The 18,208-nt window shown below is 33.3% G+C and carries 16 protein-coding genes; 8 read left to right on the top strand and 8 right to left on the bottom strand.

The genetic code is table 11. The annotated features are described in order from the left end of the window. Positions 1 to 250: 250 nt before the first annotated feature. Positions 251 to 1,627, bottom strand: a complete 1,377-nt coding sequence (locus tag V1503_RS22595) for an MATE family efflux transporter (RefSeq protein ID WP_214481761.1) — start codon at positions 1,625 to 1,627, stop codon at positions 251 to 253. 14 nt (positions 1,628 to 1,641) lie between these two features. Next, complete coding sequence (locus V1503_RS22590; protein WP_410629243.1) at positions 1,642 to 1,911, bottom strand: metal-sensing transcriptional repressor; 270 nt, start codon at positions 1,909 to 1,911, stop codon at positions 1,642 to 1,644. A gap of 261 nt (positions 1,912 to 2,172) precedes the next feature. On the opposite strand from V1503_RS22590, the gene V1503_RS22585 reads away from it, so the two are divergent. Genes V1503_RS22585 through V1503_RS22575 form a run of 3 tightly spaced genes read left to right on the top strand, consistent with a single transcriptional unit; the run spans position 2,173 to position 4,107 of the window. After that, the gene (locus tag V1503_RS22585; protein ID WP_214481759.1) at positions 2,173 to 2,538 is read left to right on the top strand and encodes a GntR family transcriptional regulator; all 366 of its coding nucleotides are present in this window, start codon (positions 2,173 to 2,175) and stop codon (positions 2,536 to 2,538) included. After that, positions 2,538 to 3,413 carry an ATP-binding cassette domain-containing protein gene (locus V1503_RS22580; protein WP_410629242.1) on the top strand — a complete coding sequence of 292 codons (876 nt, stop codon included), beginning with the start codon at positions 2,538 to 2,540 and terminating at the stop codon, positions 3,411 to 3,413. Before V1503_RS22585 ends, V1503_RS22580 begins: the two co-directional genes overlap by 1 nt. After that, complete coding sequence (locus V1503_RS22575) at positions 3,406 to 4,107, top strand: hypothetical protein (RefSeq protein ID WP_410629241.1); 702 nt, start codon at positions 3,406 to 3,408, stop codon at positions 4,105 to 4,107. The genes V1503_RS22580 and V1503_RS22575 overlap by 8 nt, the downstream gene beginning before the upstream one ends. Positions 4,108 to 4,719: 612 nt before the next feature. On the opposite strand, the gene V1503_RS22570 is transcribed toward V1503_RS22575, so the two are convergent. Genes V1503_RS22570 through V1503_RS22560 form a run of 3 tightly spaced genes read right to left on the bottom strand, consistent with a single transcriptional unit; the run spans position 4,720 to position 6,673 of the window. After that, entirely contained in the window at positions 4,720 to 5,418 is a 699-nt protein-coding gene (locus tag V1503_RS22570) for a hypothetical protein (protein ID WP_410629240.1), read from the bottom strand. After that, a complete protein-coding gene (locus V1503_RS22565) occupies positions 5,415 to 6,290 on the bottom strand; it encodes an ABC transporter ATP-binding protein (RefSeq protein WP_320258497.1) in 876 nt (291 codons plus the stop codon). The genes V1503_RS22570 and V1503_RS22565 overlap by 4 nt, the downstream gene beginning before the upstream one ends. After that, positions 6,287 to 6,673, bottom strand: coding sequence for a GntR family transcriptional regulator (locus V1503_RS22560; RefSeq protein WP_214481754.1), 387 nt, complete (start codon positions 6,671 to 6,673; stop codon positions 6,287 to 6,289). Before V1503_RS22560 ends, V1503_RS22565 begins: the two co-directional genes overlap by 4 nt. Positions 6,674 to 7,177: 504 nt before the next feature. Here V1503_RS22560 and V1503_RS22555 point away from each other — a divergent pair. Next, positions 7,178 to 8,185, top strand: coding sequence for a phosphotransferase enzyme family protein (locus tag V1503_RS22555; protein WP_410629239.1), 1,008 nt, complete (start codon positions 7,178 to 7,180; stop codon positions 8,183 to 8,185). A 437-nt stretch (positions 8,186 to 8,622) separates the two neighbouring features. Here V1503_RS22555 and V1503_RS22550 read toward each other — a convergent pair whose 3' ends face one another. Then, complete coding sequence (locus V1503_RS22550) at positions 8,623 to 9,816, bottom strand: alanyl-tRNA editing protein (RefSeq protein WP_410629238.1); 1,194 nt, start codon at positions 9,814 to 9,816, stop codon at positions 8,623 to 8,625. Between the two features lie 104 nt (positions 9,817 to 9,920). On the opposite strand from V1503_RS22550, the gene V1503_RS22545 reads away from it, so the two are divergent. Both V1503_RS22545 and V1503_RS22540 read left to right on the top strand, forming a co-directional pair. Then, entirely contained in the window at positions 9,921 to 12,494 is a 2,574-nt protein-coding gene (locus tag V1503_RS22545) for an AAA domain-containing protein (protein WP_410629237.1), read from the top strand. 307 nt (positions 12,495 to 12,801) lie between these two features. Then, positions 12,802 to 13,887 (top strand): AI-2E family transporter, encoded by a 1,086-nt coding sequence (locus V1503_RS22540; RefSeq protein ID WP_214481750.1) that lies wholly within the window; start codon positions 12,802 to 12,804, stop codon positions 13,885 to 13,887. Positions 13,888 to 14,009: 122 nt separating this feature from the next. Here V1503_RS22540 and V1503_RS22535 read toward each other — a convergent pair whose 3' ends face one another. Both V1503_RS22535 and V1503_RS22530 read right to left on the bottom strand, forming a co-directional pair. Beyond that, positions 14,010 to 14,615 carry a biotin transporter BioY gene (locus V1503_RS22535; RefSeq protein WP_410629236.1) on the bottom strand — a complete coding sequence of 202 codons (606 nt, stop codon included), beginning with the start codon at positions 14,613 to 14,615 and terminating at the stop codon, positions 14,010 to 14,012. A gap of 503 nt (positions 14,616 to 15,118) precedes the next feature. Then, positions 15,119 to 16,486 carry an MATE family efflux transporter gene (locus V1503_RS22530; RefSeq protein ID WP_410629235.1) on the bottom strand — a complete coding sequence of 456 codons (1,368 nt, stop codon included), beginning with the start codon at positions 16,484 to 16,486 and terminating at the stop codon, positions 15,119 to 15,121. Positions 16,487 to 16,611: 125 nt separating this feature from the next. On the opposite strand from V1503_RS22530, the gene V1503_RS22525 reads away from it, so the two are divergent. After that, on the top strand, positions 16,612 to 17,487 hold the full coding sequence (locus V1503_RS22525; protein ID WP_410629234.1) for an AraC family transcriptional regulator: 876 nt from the start codon (positions 16,612 to 16,614) through the stop codon (positions 17,485 to 17,487). A 113-nt stretch (positions 17,488 to 17,600) separates the two neighbouring features. Then, positions 17,601 to 18,125 (top strand): P-loop nucleotide/nucleoside kinase family protein, encoded by a 525-nt coding sequence (locus tag V1503_RS22520; protein WP_410629233.1) that lies wholly within the window; start codon positions 17,601 to 17,603, stop codon positions 18,123 to 18,125. Positions 18,126 to 18,208 lie beyond the last annotated feature (83 nt).

Below are 18,208 nucleotides of genomic sequence, written 5' to 3'. Positions count from 1 at the left end.
TATAACTCCCTTTTAATTTATATCTGAATGAAGTACTTTTTCCCCATGTATTGTAGTTACCATACTAAGCACAAAACATGTATACTCCAACATTTCGTGGCATCTTTTCTTCCATATAGCGATGACTTTTGAGTGAAAAACGTATATATAATCTAGTATAGGAACGATAGTAGCAAAGTTTACGAATAATGCTTTTAAAAAAAGATAATTGAACGCATGGTAAGAACAAAGTTCTTTATAATTAACAAAGTTATGCTTCCAACTTTGTTATATTATTTATCCAATTATTATTTTTATATCGTATCCACAAAAAGATTGCTCTAAATAAGTTATCTAAACCAATTGCAATCCATATGCCCGCAATTCCGAAACCAAAGTATAATCCTAGTAGATAAACACCTAGTGTTCTAATTAACCAGATCCCGATTGCAGTTGTATACATCGGAAATTTAGTATTTTCTCCGCCTTGATAAATTCCTGTTAAGATGAGAACAAATGCAAGAACTGGTTGAATAAATGCATCTATTTTCAATGCAAGTGTGATCTGTTGAATAACATTAGTATCTGTTGTGAAAAATGATGCTGCCCATTCACCAAAGAAGAAGAGTAGTAGACCAAAAATAGTCATAGCAATCGTGCCAATTAGAATCGAATAATTCCCATACCTTTGCGCTCCTGCAAAATCTTTTTCTCCAAGCTTTTGACTGACTAATGTGGTTGCTGCTGTTGCAAATCCATACCCAATCATATAAGAAAATATTTCAATATTTCCTGCAATTTGGTGGGCTGCAAATGTGTTTGTTCCAAGAGCAACAATCATCCCAAAGTAAAGCACCTGGCCGACTCTCATAACAAGTCTTTCTCCAGCAGCTGGGGCACCTAATGTAATTAATTGTAGCTGGGACTTTTTATTAATCTTCCAATTTTTTTTCTTAAATGCAAGAATGTTCGATTTTGCTAAGTAGATTGTTAAGCCAATTACACCAATAAACCTAGAAATGACAGTAGCAAAGGCAGCGCCCGCAAGTCCGAAAGAAGGGATTAAGAAAAATCCAAAAATGAGAATATAATCTAATAATATATTTAATAGGTTGATCGTAACACTTATTTTCATAGGTGTTTTAGTATCACCAGTTCCTCGCATAATGCTACTAAGTACAAACATTAGTGATATTAAAATTGAAGGGATGGCTACAATTTGAAAATATGTAACTGCAGCACTTAACACATCGTGTTCTACACCCATTAAGAGTAATAGAGATTCAGCAAAGAATATCGATATAACACCAAAGAAAATACCAAATAATGTCGCCAAAATAATGGCCTGTTGGCCAATTTGACTCGCTTTTTCCTTGTTATTTGCTCCTATATTTTTTGCTACGTAAACATTTGTTGCAACCCCTAACGACATAAATACTGCAAAATAAATAGCCAAAATAGCGTTCGTAACTCCGACAGCAGACACTTCAATTAAACCAAGCTTTGAAACAAATAACGTATCTACAAATCCAAGTATTGTTTGAAAAAAATTCTCGATTACTGCTGGTAATGCTAGAGCTAAAATTGTGATGATTAAATGTTTTGTTGTTTCCGATGAATTCTTTTGTTGTTCAATTTGATGCTCCATTAATATACCTTCCTCTAACGTATAAATTTGTCAATAGCGTCGTTTAATTTATCCATTACTTGATCATCACCTTCTTTGACAGCTTCGACTACACAACCCTCAAGGTGGTCCTTTAGTATCAGTTTGCCACAATTGTCAAGTGCTGAACGAATAGCGGCTATTTGAATAAGTAGATCACCGCAATCTCTATCTGATGCAGCCATATCTTTCACAGAACGAACATGTCCTTCAATCCTGGCTAACCGATTTACTATACTTTTGCGATGTTTATGATGGTCTGACATATGTTATCACCTCACTGATCACTATATCCCCTAGGGGGGGTTATTTGCAAGCCCAAAAATACGATTTAATCAAATATCTTCATAGCATAAACTATTTCCCATTTGCTATAAGTTTACTAAGTGAAGCGCCCATCATAGAGAAATAACTGTATAGTCCACAAAACAAGTAAAATAATTTTTTATATAGAAAGTATTGACATTTTATTCAAAAACATTTAAGTTAGTTACATAAGTAGCTAACCAATGAAGGAAGGAACCATTATGGATCAAAAATTAAACAGTGAAAAGCCCATTTTTTCTCAAATCGCTGAAAATATTGAATCAAGTATCTTAGATGGGTCTATTAAGGAAGGAGAAAAAGTGCCTTCTACAAATGAGTTTGGCAAATATTATCAAATTAACCCTGCTACAGCAGCAAAAGGAATTAATCAGCTTGTGGATCAAAAGATATTATTTAAAAAAAGAGGGATAGGTATGTTTGTCACAGATGGTGCAAAAGAAATGATTTTCGAGAAGCGGAAAAAAGATTTTTACAATGATTACATCATTCCATTAAAAGCTGAAGCAAATAAGCTTGGTTTAGCTAAGGAAGAACTTTCTATTATGATTAACAAGGAGGAAGAATGATGAAAATATATACACAAAACCTTAGTCAGAAGTATGGTTCCAAAACAGCATTACATAACCTCAACATAACGCTTGAGGAGGATAAAATTTATGGGTTATTAGGTAGAAATGGGGCAGGGAAGACGACCTTTATGCAAATACTTGCTGGTCATATATTACCAAGCAAAGGTAAAATATTCATTAATAACGAACAACCTTTCAATAATCGATACGTGTTAAAAAGTGTTTGCCTAATTAATGAAAGTAATAATTTTAAAAGAAAATTAAAGCTTAAACATGTACTACATGTTGCATCTAAATTTTATCCAACATGGTCAAAGCAAACAGCCGATCATTTACTACATGTGTTCAATTTAGACCCGAATATGAGTGCTAGATCATTGTCTAAAGGAATGGAATCTGCATTAGGTATCATCATAGGACTTTCAAGCGGAGCAAAAATTACCATTTTTGATGAACCGTATATCGGTTTAGATGCATCAGCACGATATAAGTTTTATGATCTTTTACTAGACGAGTATAAAAGGAATCCTCGAACGTTTATTTTATCAACCCATCTAATTGATGAGGCGAGTAATTTATTTGAAGAAATTTTGTTAATCCAGGAGGGGGAGTTGCTCCTACACAAAACGTCAGATGAATTACAAGAAATGAGTCTTCAAATAAGTGGGAATATACAAGCAGTTAATGAGTATTGTCATGAAAAAAATGTTATTTTTGAGAATGAGATGATTGGAAGAAAAACAGCTATGTTATTTGGTGAAAAATTAAACATCCAAGAGGCAAAATTAAAAGGCTTAGATGTAGGGCGGTGCAATATTCAGGAATTAATGGTTCACTTGACAGAAAAAGAAGGGGGACGCTTATATGCATAATGATATTCGAGCAACCTTAAATTATTTCATTTATGATTTTCGCTTCACGATAAGTATCTTTTGGGTTGTGTTGTGTTCAAGTTTAGTAGTACTTTCTATAGCTTCATTATCTCTTGACTCAATTGTGAGAATAAATACTAGTTTAGCGGTATACATTTATGCTGCTATTGCTGGATTTTCAATTACTAAAGAAATTTTTCCTAATTGTATTAAAATGGGAGCGACACGGAATAACTACATTATAGCAGCTAGTTTTTTTGCTATTCTTTTTGCCATTTTTATGTCTGCAATGAATTTACTCGTATCTTTTATTTTTCAATTAATAATTACTTCGCCGGAACTATCAAATTTAGCGATATTTTACACTTTAGATGCTACAACATTATCATTTACATGGTTCAATCACTTTTTCATTGACTTTGTCATTTGTCTTTTCATCATATCAGTCGGTTTCTTCTCTAGTGCTATATTCTACAGGTTCGGTCTTATTGGCGGGTTCGTCAACCTAGCTTTGCTAGGTATATTCATTTTAATACCTAACCTCCGTGATTTATTTATAGATTTTGTTATGAGTATAGAGGGGCGCACGATAGACTTAAATTTTGGCGCAGTTACGATAGTTGTAATCACATTTATTTTCCTAACATGGTTAGTATTAAGAAGAGCTTCTTTAGTACAAAGTGTATCAAGATAGATAGTTATGGAACGGAAGGATATTTTACGATGAATATACTCTTAGACTTTGTTCCTATTGATATCAAACTAGAACAATAATATGTATTATTATACGTTTTTCATTGTATTACTTAAGGTTAGCTGATACGAATTATGTTACCTTGTATACTTTCTTAAAAAGAAAAACAACAATTCATACGAAAACAGCCATAAATTAAGTGATAGATGAAATTTCTTACCACTTCAACAAGGTTGCATAATGGGAACACCTGGAGGAATAAGAATTTGTTTTAAAGCACTAATAATAAAACGATACGATCAATTTTAAAATGATCGTATCGTTGGTAGTTATGAAGGTTAATTTTTCAGGATCTAATTAACCGTCGTAATATGGAAATTGGTTAAAGGACTTCCTAATATAAGTAATAGTTCAATTGTACATTCTAGCTTTAGGATCACACTTTTTGATTGAGAATATGTCTATAGCTGAGTAAATAGTAGGCAATGTCGGTCTAATACACTATAAATGCGGCTAAATTGCATAGATATCTACATAATATTCTCGTGCTAATTACAATATGAGAAAAAGAGTTAAAACATATCGTACAAATTCTATGAGAAGTTTGGTCAATTAAGCGTTTCTTGCTTTCATTACAAGTGGCGCATGTTTCATCATTGGGAAAGTGCATATTAACAAACAAAATCCTATAAATCCTACAATTGTAAATGCATAAATGACATTTAATTCAAAAACCCACTCCAATAAAGAAGTAATGTTAATAATATTTATTAATATTGTAATAAGAAGGTTAAATGCGAAAAAAATGATTAAGAAATTTCGGGTTCCTAGTCTTTTCCAACTGACGGTAAGAAAGGCACTTAGTCCAAGTAATAAAAAACCAACCATCAAATCAATCCACACATATGCTAGAATATGATAATTCATTGAATAGAACATGCCTGGATGAAAGAAGGATAATTTGTGAACACCTAATTGATTCAATGTGTTCATAATAAAATATATAATATTTAAAACGCTAATAAAGCAAATAACCATAATGGAAGCGATAAAATAGTATGACTTTAAAAACTGTTTTCGAGTACTGCCTAGGCCTATTAAAACTGGGAAGGAATAAACAATTCCAATACACGCAATTGTACAAATAGCTCCATATATTGGGCCGAAAAGGGAACCAGAAAAACTGACTTCAAAAATAACCCCAATTGCTATAAAAATAACAGCTAGCCCTAATGTTATCGCTGAAAATAACAATAACCACCAACGCATATCTTCGAATAACAGTCTGTATGTTCCTTTTACAGCATTCATACATTAACCACCTTCTTAGTCGTAGTCATGTTAATTAAATAGCCTTGTAAAGTAGCTTTTTCAATCAAGAGATTTTGTTCAGAAGCAATTTTTTTCCATTCTTTAGAGTATGGAGCATCAATCATAATTTTAGTTGTAGAGCCTATTTTTGAAGATTCTATGATTTTTGCATGCTTCGACACTTTATGAATATCTTCTTCAGCACCTGATAGGAGAATACCACGTTCACGCATTTCTTCCATTTGATGATGGAACAATACTTTTCCTTCATGTACAACAACTAGCGATTCACATAAAGGCTGAATTTCCTCTATATGGTGGGTGGAGAGTAAAATTAATCGAGGATGGTCTTCATAGCTTTCTAATAATACATCATAAAACTGCTTGCGCTTCACCGCGTCTAAACCATTTGTTGGCTCATCTAGAATTGTCACGGTAGCGTTGCTTGCCAAGCCTAGTATGATTTGTGCTGCGGTTTTCATTCCTTTAGAGAATTTAGTAATTTTCTTTTTTACAGGTAATTCGAATAGATCACACAAAGATTTTGCTAGCTCATGATCCCAATTTGGATGAAAATATTGACCGTATTTTAATACATCCTGTACTGTCCAATTTTTACCGAAGGGATGATTTTCTTGAATGTAACATATATGTTGCTGTGCAGATAAGTTGTTGTATGGATTTTGATCCATAATGGTGATTTCCCCATTATCTGGTCGGTCATGTCCTGCTAACAAACTCATAAGTGTTGTTTTTCCAGCTCCATTTTTCCCCCATATACCGGAAATAATTGGTGCATCCTCCTTAAATGAAAAATGATTCAACACAGGTGTCTGATGGTATCCGTAAGTGACATTTTGTACATTAATCATGATTCACTCTCCTTATCTTTTTTCTGTTGTCCTCTTATTAAGTCAATAATCATTTCTTCATCAATGTGAATGCGGCGTGCTTCTTCAAGTAAAGGCATGATGTATTCTTCATAAAAATGTTGTTTTCTTTCTATAAGCAATTTTTCTCTCGCTCCTTTTGCAACAAACATTCCAACACCTCGTTGCTTGTATATGATTCCTTTATCAACAAGGGACTGCAAACCCTTTCGTGCGGTTGCAGGATTAATGTTATAGAATCGTGAAAGCTCATTTGTTGATGGAACTTGCTCTTCAACTTTTAACCTTCCGTCAACGATGTCATCCATTATCATCACAGCAATTTGTTGGAAAATAGGTTGAGATTCATCAAGAGTTGATTTCATTTGTGCCACCTCACTTTACGTAAAAATACAGCTTAGTTGTATAGTTAGTCACTCATGTAACTAACTATACAGGAGATTTTTCTCTCTGTAAAGATGATTCTAATTAATAGGTGAATACACACATACTCGGCATGCCACAATTTTTAGGGGTTAAACTGGTACTAAACTTTCAAACTCTATGTAGTTATTTTAACTAAGTAATAAATACTCAATCTTGCAAAGGTAATGAATTTTTTAATAATGGGGTCGCTGAAAAATGATGTAGTGCAATTTTAAAATAATTCCGCTAGCTGAACTATGTTTCCTATTACCAGATACTGTGAAAAACAGTTTATACAAAAAATAAATAAAAACTCAATGGATGATCAGCTTTTTTATGGCAAGTTTGATTACAAATGATTCTTGCTATTTCTAAATGCTTATACATCAATTAGAGTTGACATTAGGAAACAAACTAAATAGATTATTTCAATCTTTATTTATAGTAGAAGGGAAGTTACATTTATGGAACAAGAACAAAGTGGTGTAATAACAAAAGATAAAGCATTATATAAGGTAGCAGAACTTGCGACAGAGAAATATGATGTACAAGTTGATGAGTTAGTTTTTCTAAGTGAAGAAACTAACATCTTATATAAACTTAAAGATCATTTAGGTTACACATATGTCATGAAGATCTTTCAAGAGGAATCTAGTTCTTTAGAGGATAATCTTACTGAAATATTCTTTATGGACATTGTAAATAAAGCAAATTACGTCTCTGCTCCGAGAATGATCTCAGGGAAAGATGGGGAAAAATTACAAGTTATTAAATCAACATATACTTCTACAGCTAAACGTGTTGCTTTATATAATTGGTTGGAAGGTGATGATCTAGAGGGGAATGAAAGTGAGAAGCGCTTTATACAATTAGGTGAGTTAACTGCTCGTTTGCATAAAACAACTTATGGGATACAGATTCCTTCTAAAATTACTCCAAAAACATGGGATAAAGTATTTTATTATCAGGGAGAAGAAGCAATCTATAAACATGAAAAATACCAGAAGTTTTTGTCAAACGAATACCATCAAATAATGGATGGGATCATTCCTTTTTTAAATGATCAATTATCGACTTACTATAAAAATAATAATGAAGACCTTCAATTAATACATGGTGATCTAAACCCATCGAATATTAAAGTTAACGGGGAACAAATGCATTTAATAGACTTTGAGGATTCTATGTTTGGGTTGCCAATACACGACATATCCATTATGTTGTATTACTACAAGTATGAGGAGACGCAAAATTTCGATGAAGTAAAACGTTTTTATTTTCAAGGTTATAGAAAGGTGCGCGATTTACCTAATATAACTGACTACGAGCTAGAGCTATTTATGACCGCTAGAAGAGTGAACTTCTTGAATTATATATTGGAAGTTAGTAATGATCCTGTAGATTTTATTGAAACTAGTTTACCTAGAGTGAAAGAATTTGTCGAAAAATATAACATTAACTTAAAGAAGTGAGCTCGTTTAAGTTTGCTCTTTTCGTAAATTTTGTTGCTAGTTATATTAGTGCTTAATAATTGAAAAAGTAGGGAAGATGCCCCGATCACTAAATGTATACGTGCTTATATCTTAGAACGCACAGCAACAATCAATGCGAAAACAGCCTAAAGTACTAAACAAGGTGAAATATATAACCCAAAAATGCTATTTCTTTAATGTAATAGGAGGTGGTGAAGTATAAGTTCTAATAATTAATACTGTTTGAGAAAGATGGTCCTTATTGTAACTAAAATAGCATTGCTCGTATAAATTAAGCACCGTTTTAAATGATGGTACGTTAAAACACTTTCATTGAGAGGTAGCCAAAAAATAATTACCCCACTTGCTATCACCCCCAAAATCATATGATTTTGGGGGTATGTATTCGTACTCACTTTAACTTTGTGTTAAAAATACTATATCTTTTCGCTAACCTTACTATTCTTAGTATACTCTTTTACAAAAGTCAAAAATTTTGTAGCATCACTAGTTGATGAAAATGAGACTTGTGCTTGTTTGTCGTTTCCTCCGCCTTTACCTTCATACTCTTTCGCATGCTCTTTAACCATAGCCCCGATATGTAAATCAAATTTACCGTCTTGTGCTATCAAAAGTCGATTTTCGATCGTTGATAGCAATAACACAATAGCCTGCTGTTTTGCTAAAATCTGTTTTGATATGATTTGCAAGTCTTTACTACTATAATCCTTTGATATGAAGTGTATAACATGGTCATTTGCTTCGTGAATTAACTGATCCGCCACATATGAAAATAATTGACTTTTTACCTCGCTTAGATCTTTTTGTAATTGCCTTCTTTCTTGTTCCATTTTGTCTAGCTTATTTACAAAATTCTCCCTACTCGTACTTAGCTTTAAACCGATATTTGATATTACTGAATGTGCTGATCCATAATCAGCTAAAGCTTTAAAGCCACATACGAAGTATAGTCTTGTTTTGCCTCGATGCTTTTCGGTTTTAAGTAGCTTTAGCATACCTATTTGTCCTGTAGATTCCACATGTGTACCGCAACATGCTGACACATCTATGCCAGTAATTTCAACGATCCTAATATTTTCAGATACTTTCGGAAGTTTACGTAATCGTAATGAAGGTAATTCATCATTAGACACATAATAAGTTTTTATTTTCCTATTTTCAAAAATATATTTGTTCACCTGTTGCTCTACTTGGAACAATTGATCATTAGAAATGCTAGGTGTATCCAAATCAATGGATACAGTATCTGACCCAAGGTGAAAGCTTAAAGTCTCCATTTCAAACAGTTCAATACATACAGCCGATAATAAATGTTGCCCAGTATGATGTTGTGTATGATCTATACGTCGTTGTTTGTCAATTTGACAATCCGCCTCACCAATGTTTAATGGCGCTGTCACTTGATGAGCGATACTTGTACCATCTTCTTGCACATCAATAACTTCTACACCATTAATCGTTCCATGATCTGCTGGTTGTCCTCCACCTTCTGGATAAAATGCTGTTTCTTCAAGAATAACGAAGTAGTTATTATCCTTTTCATATTTATGTGTAATGACAGTTTGCCAAGTAGTCATATTTGGGTCTGAATAATAGAGGTTCGTTTTCATTATTTTACACCTTTCCCACGTTGGATTTAATTGATATAATTATGATTTTCGTATATTATACTATTTTTTGCAATTATTAAAGCGTAATTAGAAGGGAAACTGAGATGAAATTAACTATTCATGAGATTTTTGAGCAATGGCAAAAGGCACTTCAAGCAGAAATATCTACGTTAAAAGACAAAGGTGGCTCTAGTGTTCACATTCGACATGGAAAGATGATTTCTTCTCATAAAGATGAATATATTTATGTTTTTTATACAAGTTCAGATGTCTATTTGGTAGAAGGTGCAGCAGTAAGAATTAAGTACAACGAAGAAGATTATCTTGGAGAGATTATATCTGTTGAAGGTAACCAACTTATAGTCACACTATCTACTTATATTGGGAAAACAGTCAGCGATTTAGAATTGAGTACGGAACCTTGGCGTTTAATTGAAGCTTTATTAACAAGACTTGATGAAGCTTCAAATGATCAACAAAAACTTAGACAAGTGTCAAAGTTGTTAAGAGGTAATGCGGCTGATAATCATCATCAGCAACATGCTGAAACTCCTTTGAAAGAGGTTGTTAATCGAAGTTTATATAACGATACAACTTATGTTTGGGGACCACCTGGTACAGGAAAAACGTTCACGCTTTCCAGAGTTATCGTCCAAAATTATGTAAAAGGAAAAAAAATCCTCGTCTTAACACATAGCAATGCTGCACTTGATGTAGTAATGCTTGCTGTTACAAATTTCTTGTCTGAACGTGGACGTTGGAAAACAGGTGATATTATTAGATACGGTATGAGTCGAGACGAACAGGTCATTGCACACGATAGTCTACTTTCTTCAACAATAGCTGAACAGATCCATCATCAAATACGTGACCGAAAAATGGTGATTACTGAACAAAAAGATTATGTAAAAGAGAAAATAGAAGCTAAGCAACACGTTCCGATACAATCTGTTACGTCATTACAAACTGAGCTAGAAGGGTATCGTTCTGAATTAACAGAGGCTGAGAAAGAAGTTATACAGCGAGCACGAGTAATAGGGGTAACGCTAACGAAAGCGGCAGTGGATAAGCAAATTTTTGATAGAAACTATGATCTTATCGTGATTGATGAAGCAAGTATGGCGTATGTCCCACAAATAGCCTTTGCAGCTACTCTTGGTAAGAGAATTGTTGTTTGTGGTGATTTTCAACAGTTACCACCTATTGCTCTTTCAGACAATTTATACGTAAATAGATGGCTTAAGGAAGATATATTTCGGAAGACAAACATTGTGACAACTTTGGATCAACAGGGAAAACACCCGAATTTGTTTATGTTAACTAAACAGAGAAGGATGCATCCTGATATTTCCGCATTTTCTAATGTAGAAATGTATCAATCCAATGTAAGTGATCACTTAACAGTTAAAAAGAGAGCAATCATAGCTAGAAAAAAGCCTTATCCGGGTGATGCTATGATTTTCATTGACAGCTCCTATTTTCAAGCTTTTGCTATGAAGGATGAAATCTATGAATCAAGGTTTAACTTAATCACAGCCTGTCTTGCACTACACCATATATTTGTTGCCTATCGAAATGGGCATAAGTCCATAGGATACGTGACGCCATATCGTGCCCAAGCTCGAATCATATCCACTTGGCTAAACGAAAGAATGCCATTATCAAAATTAGCAGAAGGTACGACAATTACAGCTGCAACTATTCACAAATTCCAAGGCTCTGAACGAGATTTCATGATATTTGATATTGTGGATAGTAATGGTCAGCTTAATGCTGGTCAGTTGTTAACTAATAAACAATCATCACGACTAGTAAATGTAGCTGTCACAAGAGCAAAAGGCAAGTTATTAACAATTGCTGATCAACCTTTTATTAAGAGCAAGGTAGGTAAAGATAAAGCGATTAGTAAACTGTTAAATCATATGCATAAGAAAAATCACAAACAGAGTCACGACAACATTGTAGCATCATTAACAGATGAACGAGGTAGTAAACAATTAACTTGGTATCGGAATAATGAAGTGAATGATATATTATTAAAGGATATTTCAAATGCCAACAAAAGAATTATGATCTCTGTACCACAATTACACAACTATCATAATCAACTTTGGCCAGTGTTAAAAGATTTATCTAATAAATTGGTTATAACAATTATTACTGAAGAACCTGAACAAATTCCACTACAAAGCTACCATTTAGTACAAAAGAGAGTTTTACAGCCGTTTGTGATTATTGATGAAAGAATCATATGGGCTATCGCTCACACAGATATACAGGTTGCAGCAAAAATGAACGCGCCACAAACAGTTCGGTTGCTATTAAAATACTTAAATATCCCATTGGCTAAACGAAATCAAATGCAAGTTAGAGAAGCAATACTTCTACATCATCCAACGATTTCACTGAAGAAGTATATTGCAACTTGGCACTACTGTTACGTTTGCAATCACCAGCAGAGTAGTTTTATAGATGAGGAAGGAAAGATTCTACTTGAGTGTAAGCATTGCTATAGTAAACGTGTATTATCTGACAAAATTTTAGCTAAATATTTACAATATATTGATGCAAAATGTAAGCAATGTCATTCAAAATTAAATGAGGAAATGAAAATTGGACAAGCAGCCATCTATTGCTCAACATGTAAAGTCTATTACGATGCAAAACGATTGTGGTAAGCTGTAAAGAGAGCTTTAAGTAAATTTGTGACATATGGATTATGATTTTACAGCCATATTACTCCTACTTAAAATCAAATCTTATTCGCGATTTATTTCACGAATTTTAGGCAAATATGTTAAAATATATGTCATAGAATTTTATATTCCTTAAGCGGTTACCAGAGTTAAATCTGTTGAACTAAAAATTTTATATTATACATGAGACTAACAATAATATATCTGCGACAGTTTATGATTAGTTATAATGGTAAAGCTTAATAATAGGAATATGAAATAAGTGATTCTATGGAATGAGAGTGAAAAAATGAGTTTAAGTGAAAAACGCTGGTTTAGAACAATGATAGGAATCATCTTGATTCTATTAATTGCATTTCTTCTTGAGAAAACGTTATTTGTGTTTACCCCAGTTTTCGTACTAATTAAAACGATTTTTTTACCATTCGTTATATCTGGGGTCTTATTTTATTTATGTAGGCCACTTATTAAGTGGTTAGAAAAAAGAAGAATTCCAAATTGGTTAGCGATAATAATCGTTTATTTGGTAATCATTCTATTCTTTTATATCTTCTACAAATTAGTAACTCCTGTTATTAATGATCAGCTAGAAAGACTAATGAATAACTTACCATCTATGATAAATGTGATGTTTGAGGGGATCGAGTATGTACAAAAAAACATGGATTTATTCCCTGATTTTCAAGAAGCTGCCTTATCCTTCAGTGGAGACTTCGAACAAAAACTAACTGAAAATATCGGAAATATATCTAGTGGGATCATTAGCTTTGTTGGTGGATTCGTTAATACGATCTTTTATCTGTTCCTCGTTCCTTTTATATTGTTATATATGTTAAAGGATGGAGATCGTTTCCAACCGAGCGTCGCTAAATTCTTTCCTGAAAATAAGCGTGGTAATATTCTTGCAGTGTTGAAAGATATGGATAAAACCATTTCTTCTTATGTACAAGGACAAGTAATCGTCAGTGTCTCTGTTGGGTTGATGCTATTTATAGGCTATCTCATTATTGGTCTTGATTATTCGATCATCTTAGCTATTTTTGGCATGTTTACGAATGTGATACCGTTTCTAGGACCTTATCTAGCTGTTATTCCTGCATTTCTTGTTGCGCTTTTCCAAGATCCTATAATGGCAATTTATGTTGCTATTATTATGCTCATTGCACAACAAGTTGAGGGTAATGTAATATCACCACAAATAATGGGAAAGACATTGAATATACACCCGTTAACAATTATCATTTTAATACTAACTGCAGGGAATTTAGTCGGGATACTAGGTATTATTTTTGCCATCCCTACTTATGCTGTTGCAAAAGTTGTTATCTCCCATGCCGTTAAGCTTTATAAAATCAGTATACAGGAATCACGTTAATAGTCATTTGAACGACATCACTGTACATTACATGTAAATAAAGATAAAATGGGAAAACCCTTGATCTAAAGGTTTGTGTTCATGCCTTCGATCAAGGGTTTCAATTTGTTAAATTTTAAAGTTTACATTGCTTTATTATAAGTAGGTGTCGATTTAGTATTATTAACTAAATGATAAATTCTTGGTGCGATCATTGCTGCAATAATCGTAAAGACAAAATCCTTTATCGCAAAAAAGATCATTGTTTTCCATGCAGCTGAGTATCCAATTTCTGCACCAGTCCAAGTGTTTATAGAAAGATACATATAATTAGTACCAATCATATAAACGAGGATAATACCAACAAATGATGCAATCATAAATGTTGACAAAGTCGGCTGCTCTTTGCGCTCGACAATTTTACCAGCAAAATAAGCTACAAAAATATATGAAATAATAAATCCACCTGTAGGTAACATGAGAACTGGTAATCCACTTTTAAATTCGGCAAACACTGGTAAACCAGCGACACCGACAAGAGCATAAACGACCATTGATAAAGAGCCAACTCTACTTCCTAACAACAATCCTGCTAAAATAGCAAAAAATGGTTGCATTGAGAGTGGTACATTCCCAACTTTTAAGAAAGGTAGCCAAGAAATAATATTAGCCCCAATTGCCATTAATGCTACAAACACAGCTCCATATGTTACGTCAATCACCCTGAACTTCCTTGAATTCTTTCCCATGATGTATTCTCCCTTCCTCCATTAATTCTACACAATAGAATTGTTAACTTATAAAACCATAATGTTAACATATTGAAGTGTACTTGTTAAAAGGTCGTTTTGTCAATGATCTATCCTCATATCAAGGTTGAATTATAGGGCTCTTTTCGTATACTTTGTTTGATAATGTTGTCCAAATAGCACAAAAAAATGGTTTAACATGGTTAGTCGTTGGTGTACAAAAGGAAAGATGCCACGATCTCAAGTTGTATACGGATTTGCTCTTAGTACGAAAAGCATCAATTAATGCGCAAACATCCTATTATAAAAACGCTTGTTGCTATTGCAGAAGATAAAGGTGTCACATTATACATAAGTCATCGTTATCGAAAAAAAGATGCCTCGAAACCTAGTTACACACACATTTATTTTTTAGTATGAGAACCTTCTAAAACTACATTAATAAAAAAGCACCTTAGGCTAAATACTAAGGCGCTTTTATAGGATTAAAATATCAAGTTAATTTATGATGTAGAATGAGCATTGGCTTCACTTACAAAGCTTTTTTGAACCCATATTTTGGAACGCCAGCGAATTAACATAAGTATACCACGAAACCATTCATCAACAATAAATGCGATCCAAATACCAACTAAGCCCATACCCATTTGTATTCCTAACATATATGCCAAAGGTACGCTTATGCCCCACATAGATAAAATTCCCATATACACAGGAAATTTTACATCTCCAGCTGCTCTTAACGAATTAATGACAACTAAGTTAAACGCACGTCCAGGTTCAAGTATAATTGTTAACAACAGTAACTGACTACCTAATGATATAATACCTTCATTATCCGTAAATAACTGCAGCAAGCTTTTTGCTGAGAAGAAAAAGATTAAAGCCGCAGACAAGGAAATAGTAACCGCTAATCTTAAGCTCTTCAAGCATCTGTGAAAAGCTTTGTTGAGTTCATTAGCCCCTACATGGTGGCCTATCATAATTTGAGTTCCTTGACCTATTGCGAGTGCGAATAAAAAGATGAACATCATTAAGTTTTGTGTGTATACCTTAGTTGTTATCGCATCAGTACCGATCATAGCTATAAAGAATGTAATTAGCATTTGAGAGGTATTATATGATAAATGTTCACCTGCAGTCGGTACACCAATTTTAAGTAATTGACGAATCGGCTGTTTTGGGAACTTAAAGAAAATATGAAAAGGTAATGAACCATTTGTTCGCTTTAATAAAACATAAATAATGATAAGTAAACCAATAAATCTACTTAATATTGTTGAGATAGCAACTCCCTTTACACCTAATACAGGTACACCGAACGCACCAAAAATAAAAAGATAATTCCCAATTACATTTATTAGATTTACTCCCATTGTGATATACATCGTGTCTTTTGTAAAACCGTGGCTGCGTAATATAGCTCCTATCGTCATTAGAAGCCCTTCAAGAAACATAAAACCACCAACGATTTGTAAATAACTTAAGGCTTCACCCATTAGTTCATCTGGTAGCCCCATTAATAATAAAATGTCTTTCTTAAATATAAATAGGATAGCACTTAAAGAGATGCTAAAAAATAAGTTTACTGAAATTGCAACAACTGCAGTTTCATTTGCACGCTTCAGATCTTTTGAGCCGAGTTGTTGGGCGATGATAATGGCAGTACCTGTTGCAATAAAGTTAAACATGACAATGACGATTGATATTATTTGATTAGATACTCCAACTGCGGCAACTGACAGATCTGAATATTGACTAAGCATCAGCGTATCAGCGCTTCCCATTAACATTCGGAGTAACAGTTCAATAAAAATCGGCCATGTGAGGGCAAATAATGTTAAATTTTGTTGAATGTTTGATTTTTTCAATATTAATGCAGACTCCTTTTGATAGCTTTTGAAAAACTATACCTAGTGTATCTATTTTCTGTATAATAATGAATAGACTGAGCCGATATGTTTTGGAGTATTACGACTTTTTAAGGAGAACTTAAATGAGTATAATAACTATACCAGCCCCACCTTTTCCTACGTATATTAAAGGTGGGAGGGCGATATTTCATAAAGGACAAAGGCATTTTAAAAGAACATTTATCGTTTTTGATTTAATCTACGTTTGTAAAGGGGTTGTGTATATAACTGAAGATGACATTCCATACGAAATAAAAGAAGGGCAGTATATTATTTTAGTTCCAGGAATTGAACATTATGGACATCGAGGATGTACAGAGAAAAGTGAATACATATGGATGCATTTTCAAACAGAGCAGACTTATCAGTTAGAGGAGAGCCGATCCTTAAACTGGTCTCATATCATTCAGAGACAACCTACTTTTGTCACACCAGCTCATTTTCATTTACAGCTCCCAAGGCTTGGTGCTGTCCGAAGACAGAGTTATATGGAAAATGTAATGGAAAAAGTCATTTCATTAAATGAGTTGCAAAATCCCGAAGTCCATATACAACAACAGTTCTATTTTCAAGATTTTATCTTTCATCTTCAAAAAGAAACCCTTAGTATCCCTGATGCTTCTGAGAAATTAACAGAGCAAGTAGTGATCTATTTAAAAGAACGTTATAAGGAGAATTTTTTGTTAGAGGATGTAGCACGTGACCTTCATTTTCATGCTGATTATATAACAAGATGTATGCAGCGTTCACTTGGGATGACTCCTTTACAATTTCTTACCCAATATCGATTGTTTCAAGCGAAAAAGTTACTAACGACGACAGATAAAAGGGTTATGGACATTGGTAAGGAAGTTGGAATTCAGGATTACACGTACTTTTCAAAGCTCTTTAAGCAGCATGAAGGAATGAGTCCTGTCATGTATCGTAAAGAAGTGAGCCGATCAAATGATATGAACTAGCGTATATATGAGTGATAACAATAAGTAGTTGCTACTAGCACGACAGGATATGCTTGCAACTTGCTTACATAATAAGATTATAAAGAATTAGTTTTCTAGGAGGTGCAAACGTCGTGTTTTTTCTTCAAATGTCAGGATTTCCAGGCTCAGGGAAATCATCTCTTGCAAAGCTATTAGCAAAACGAACAGGTGCTATTGTAATAGATCACGACATTGTGAAAACCGCATTAATAGAATCTCTTGAATTTGCAATAGATCCAAAAATTGCAGGCAAGATTTCATACAATATTGATTGGTCATTAGCAGAATATTATTTATCTCAACAAAATAGTGTGATACTGGATAGCCCATGTTTATATAATGAAATGATAGAAAAAGGACAGCGCCTATGTACAAAGTTTGGTACAAATTACAAATACGTAGAATGTTATCTCAATGATTTTACAGAAATAAATCGCAGATTAAAGCAACGAAAACGCATGCAAAGTCAATTAAGTGAAGCTACTGAAGAGAATTTCAGTATAACTATTAATAATAGTAAAAAGCCGTCTGATACTTACGGTTTAATTGTAGATTCATCCAAACCATTACATAGCTATGTAAATGAAGTCATAGAATATATAAATAGTAAAGACTAAAGGTATAATTGAAGGAGTTATTTAGTAATATAAAGGAATTGATAGTCAAAATAGTAAAAACGAATGGAAAATCATGATAAAAT

The organism is Nanhaiella sioensis (genome assembly GCF_046557775.1).
GTDB classification, from domain to species: Bacteria; Bacillota; Bacilli; order Bacillales; family SM2101; genus Nanhaiella; species Nanhaiella sioensis.
The sequence above is the reverse complement of the archived record's forward strand: the minus strand, read 5'-3'. Positions and strand labels throughout refer to the sequence as shown.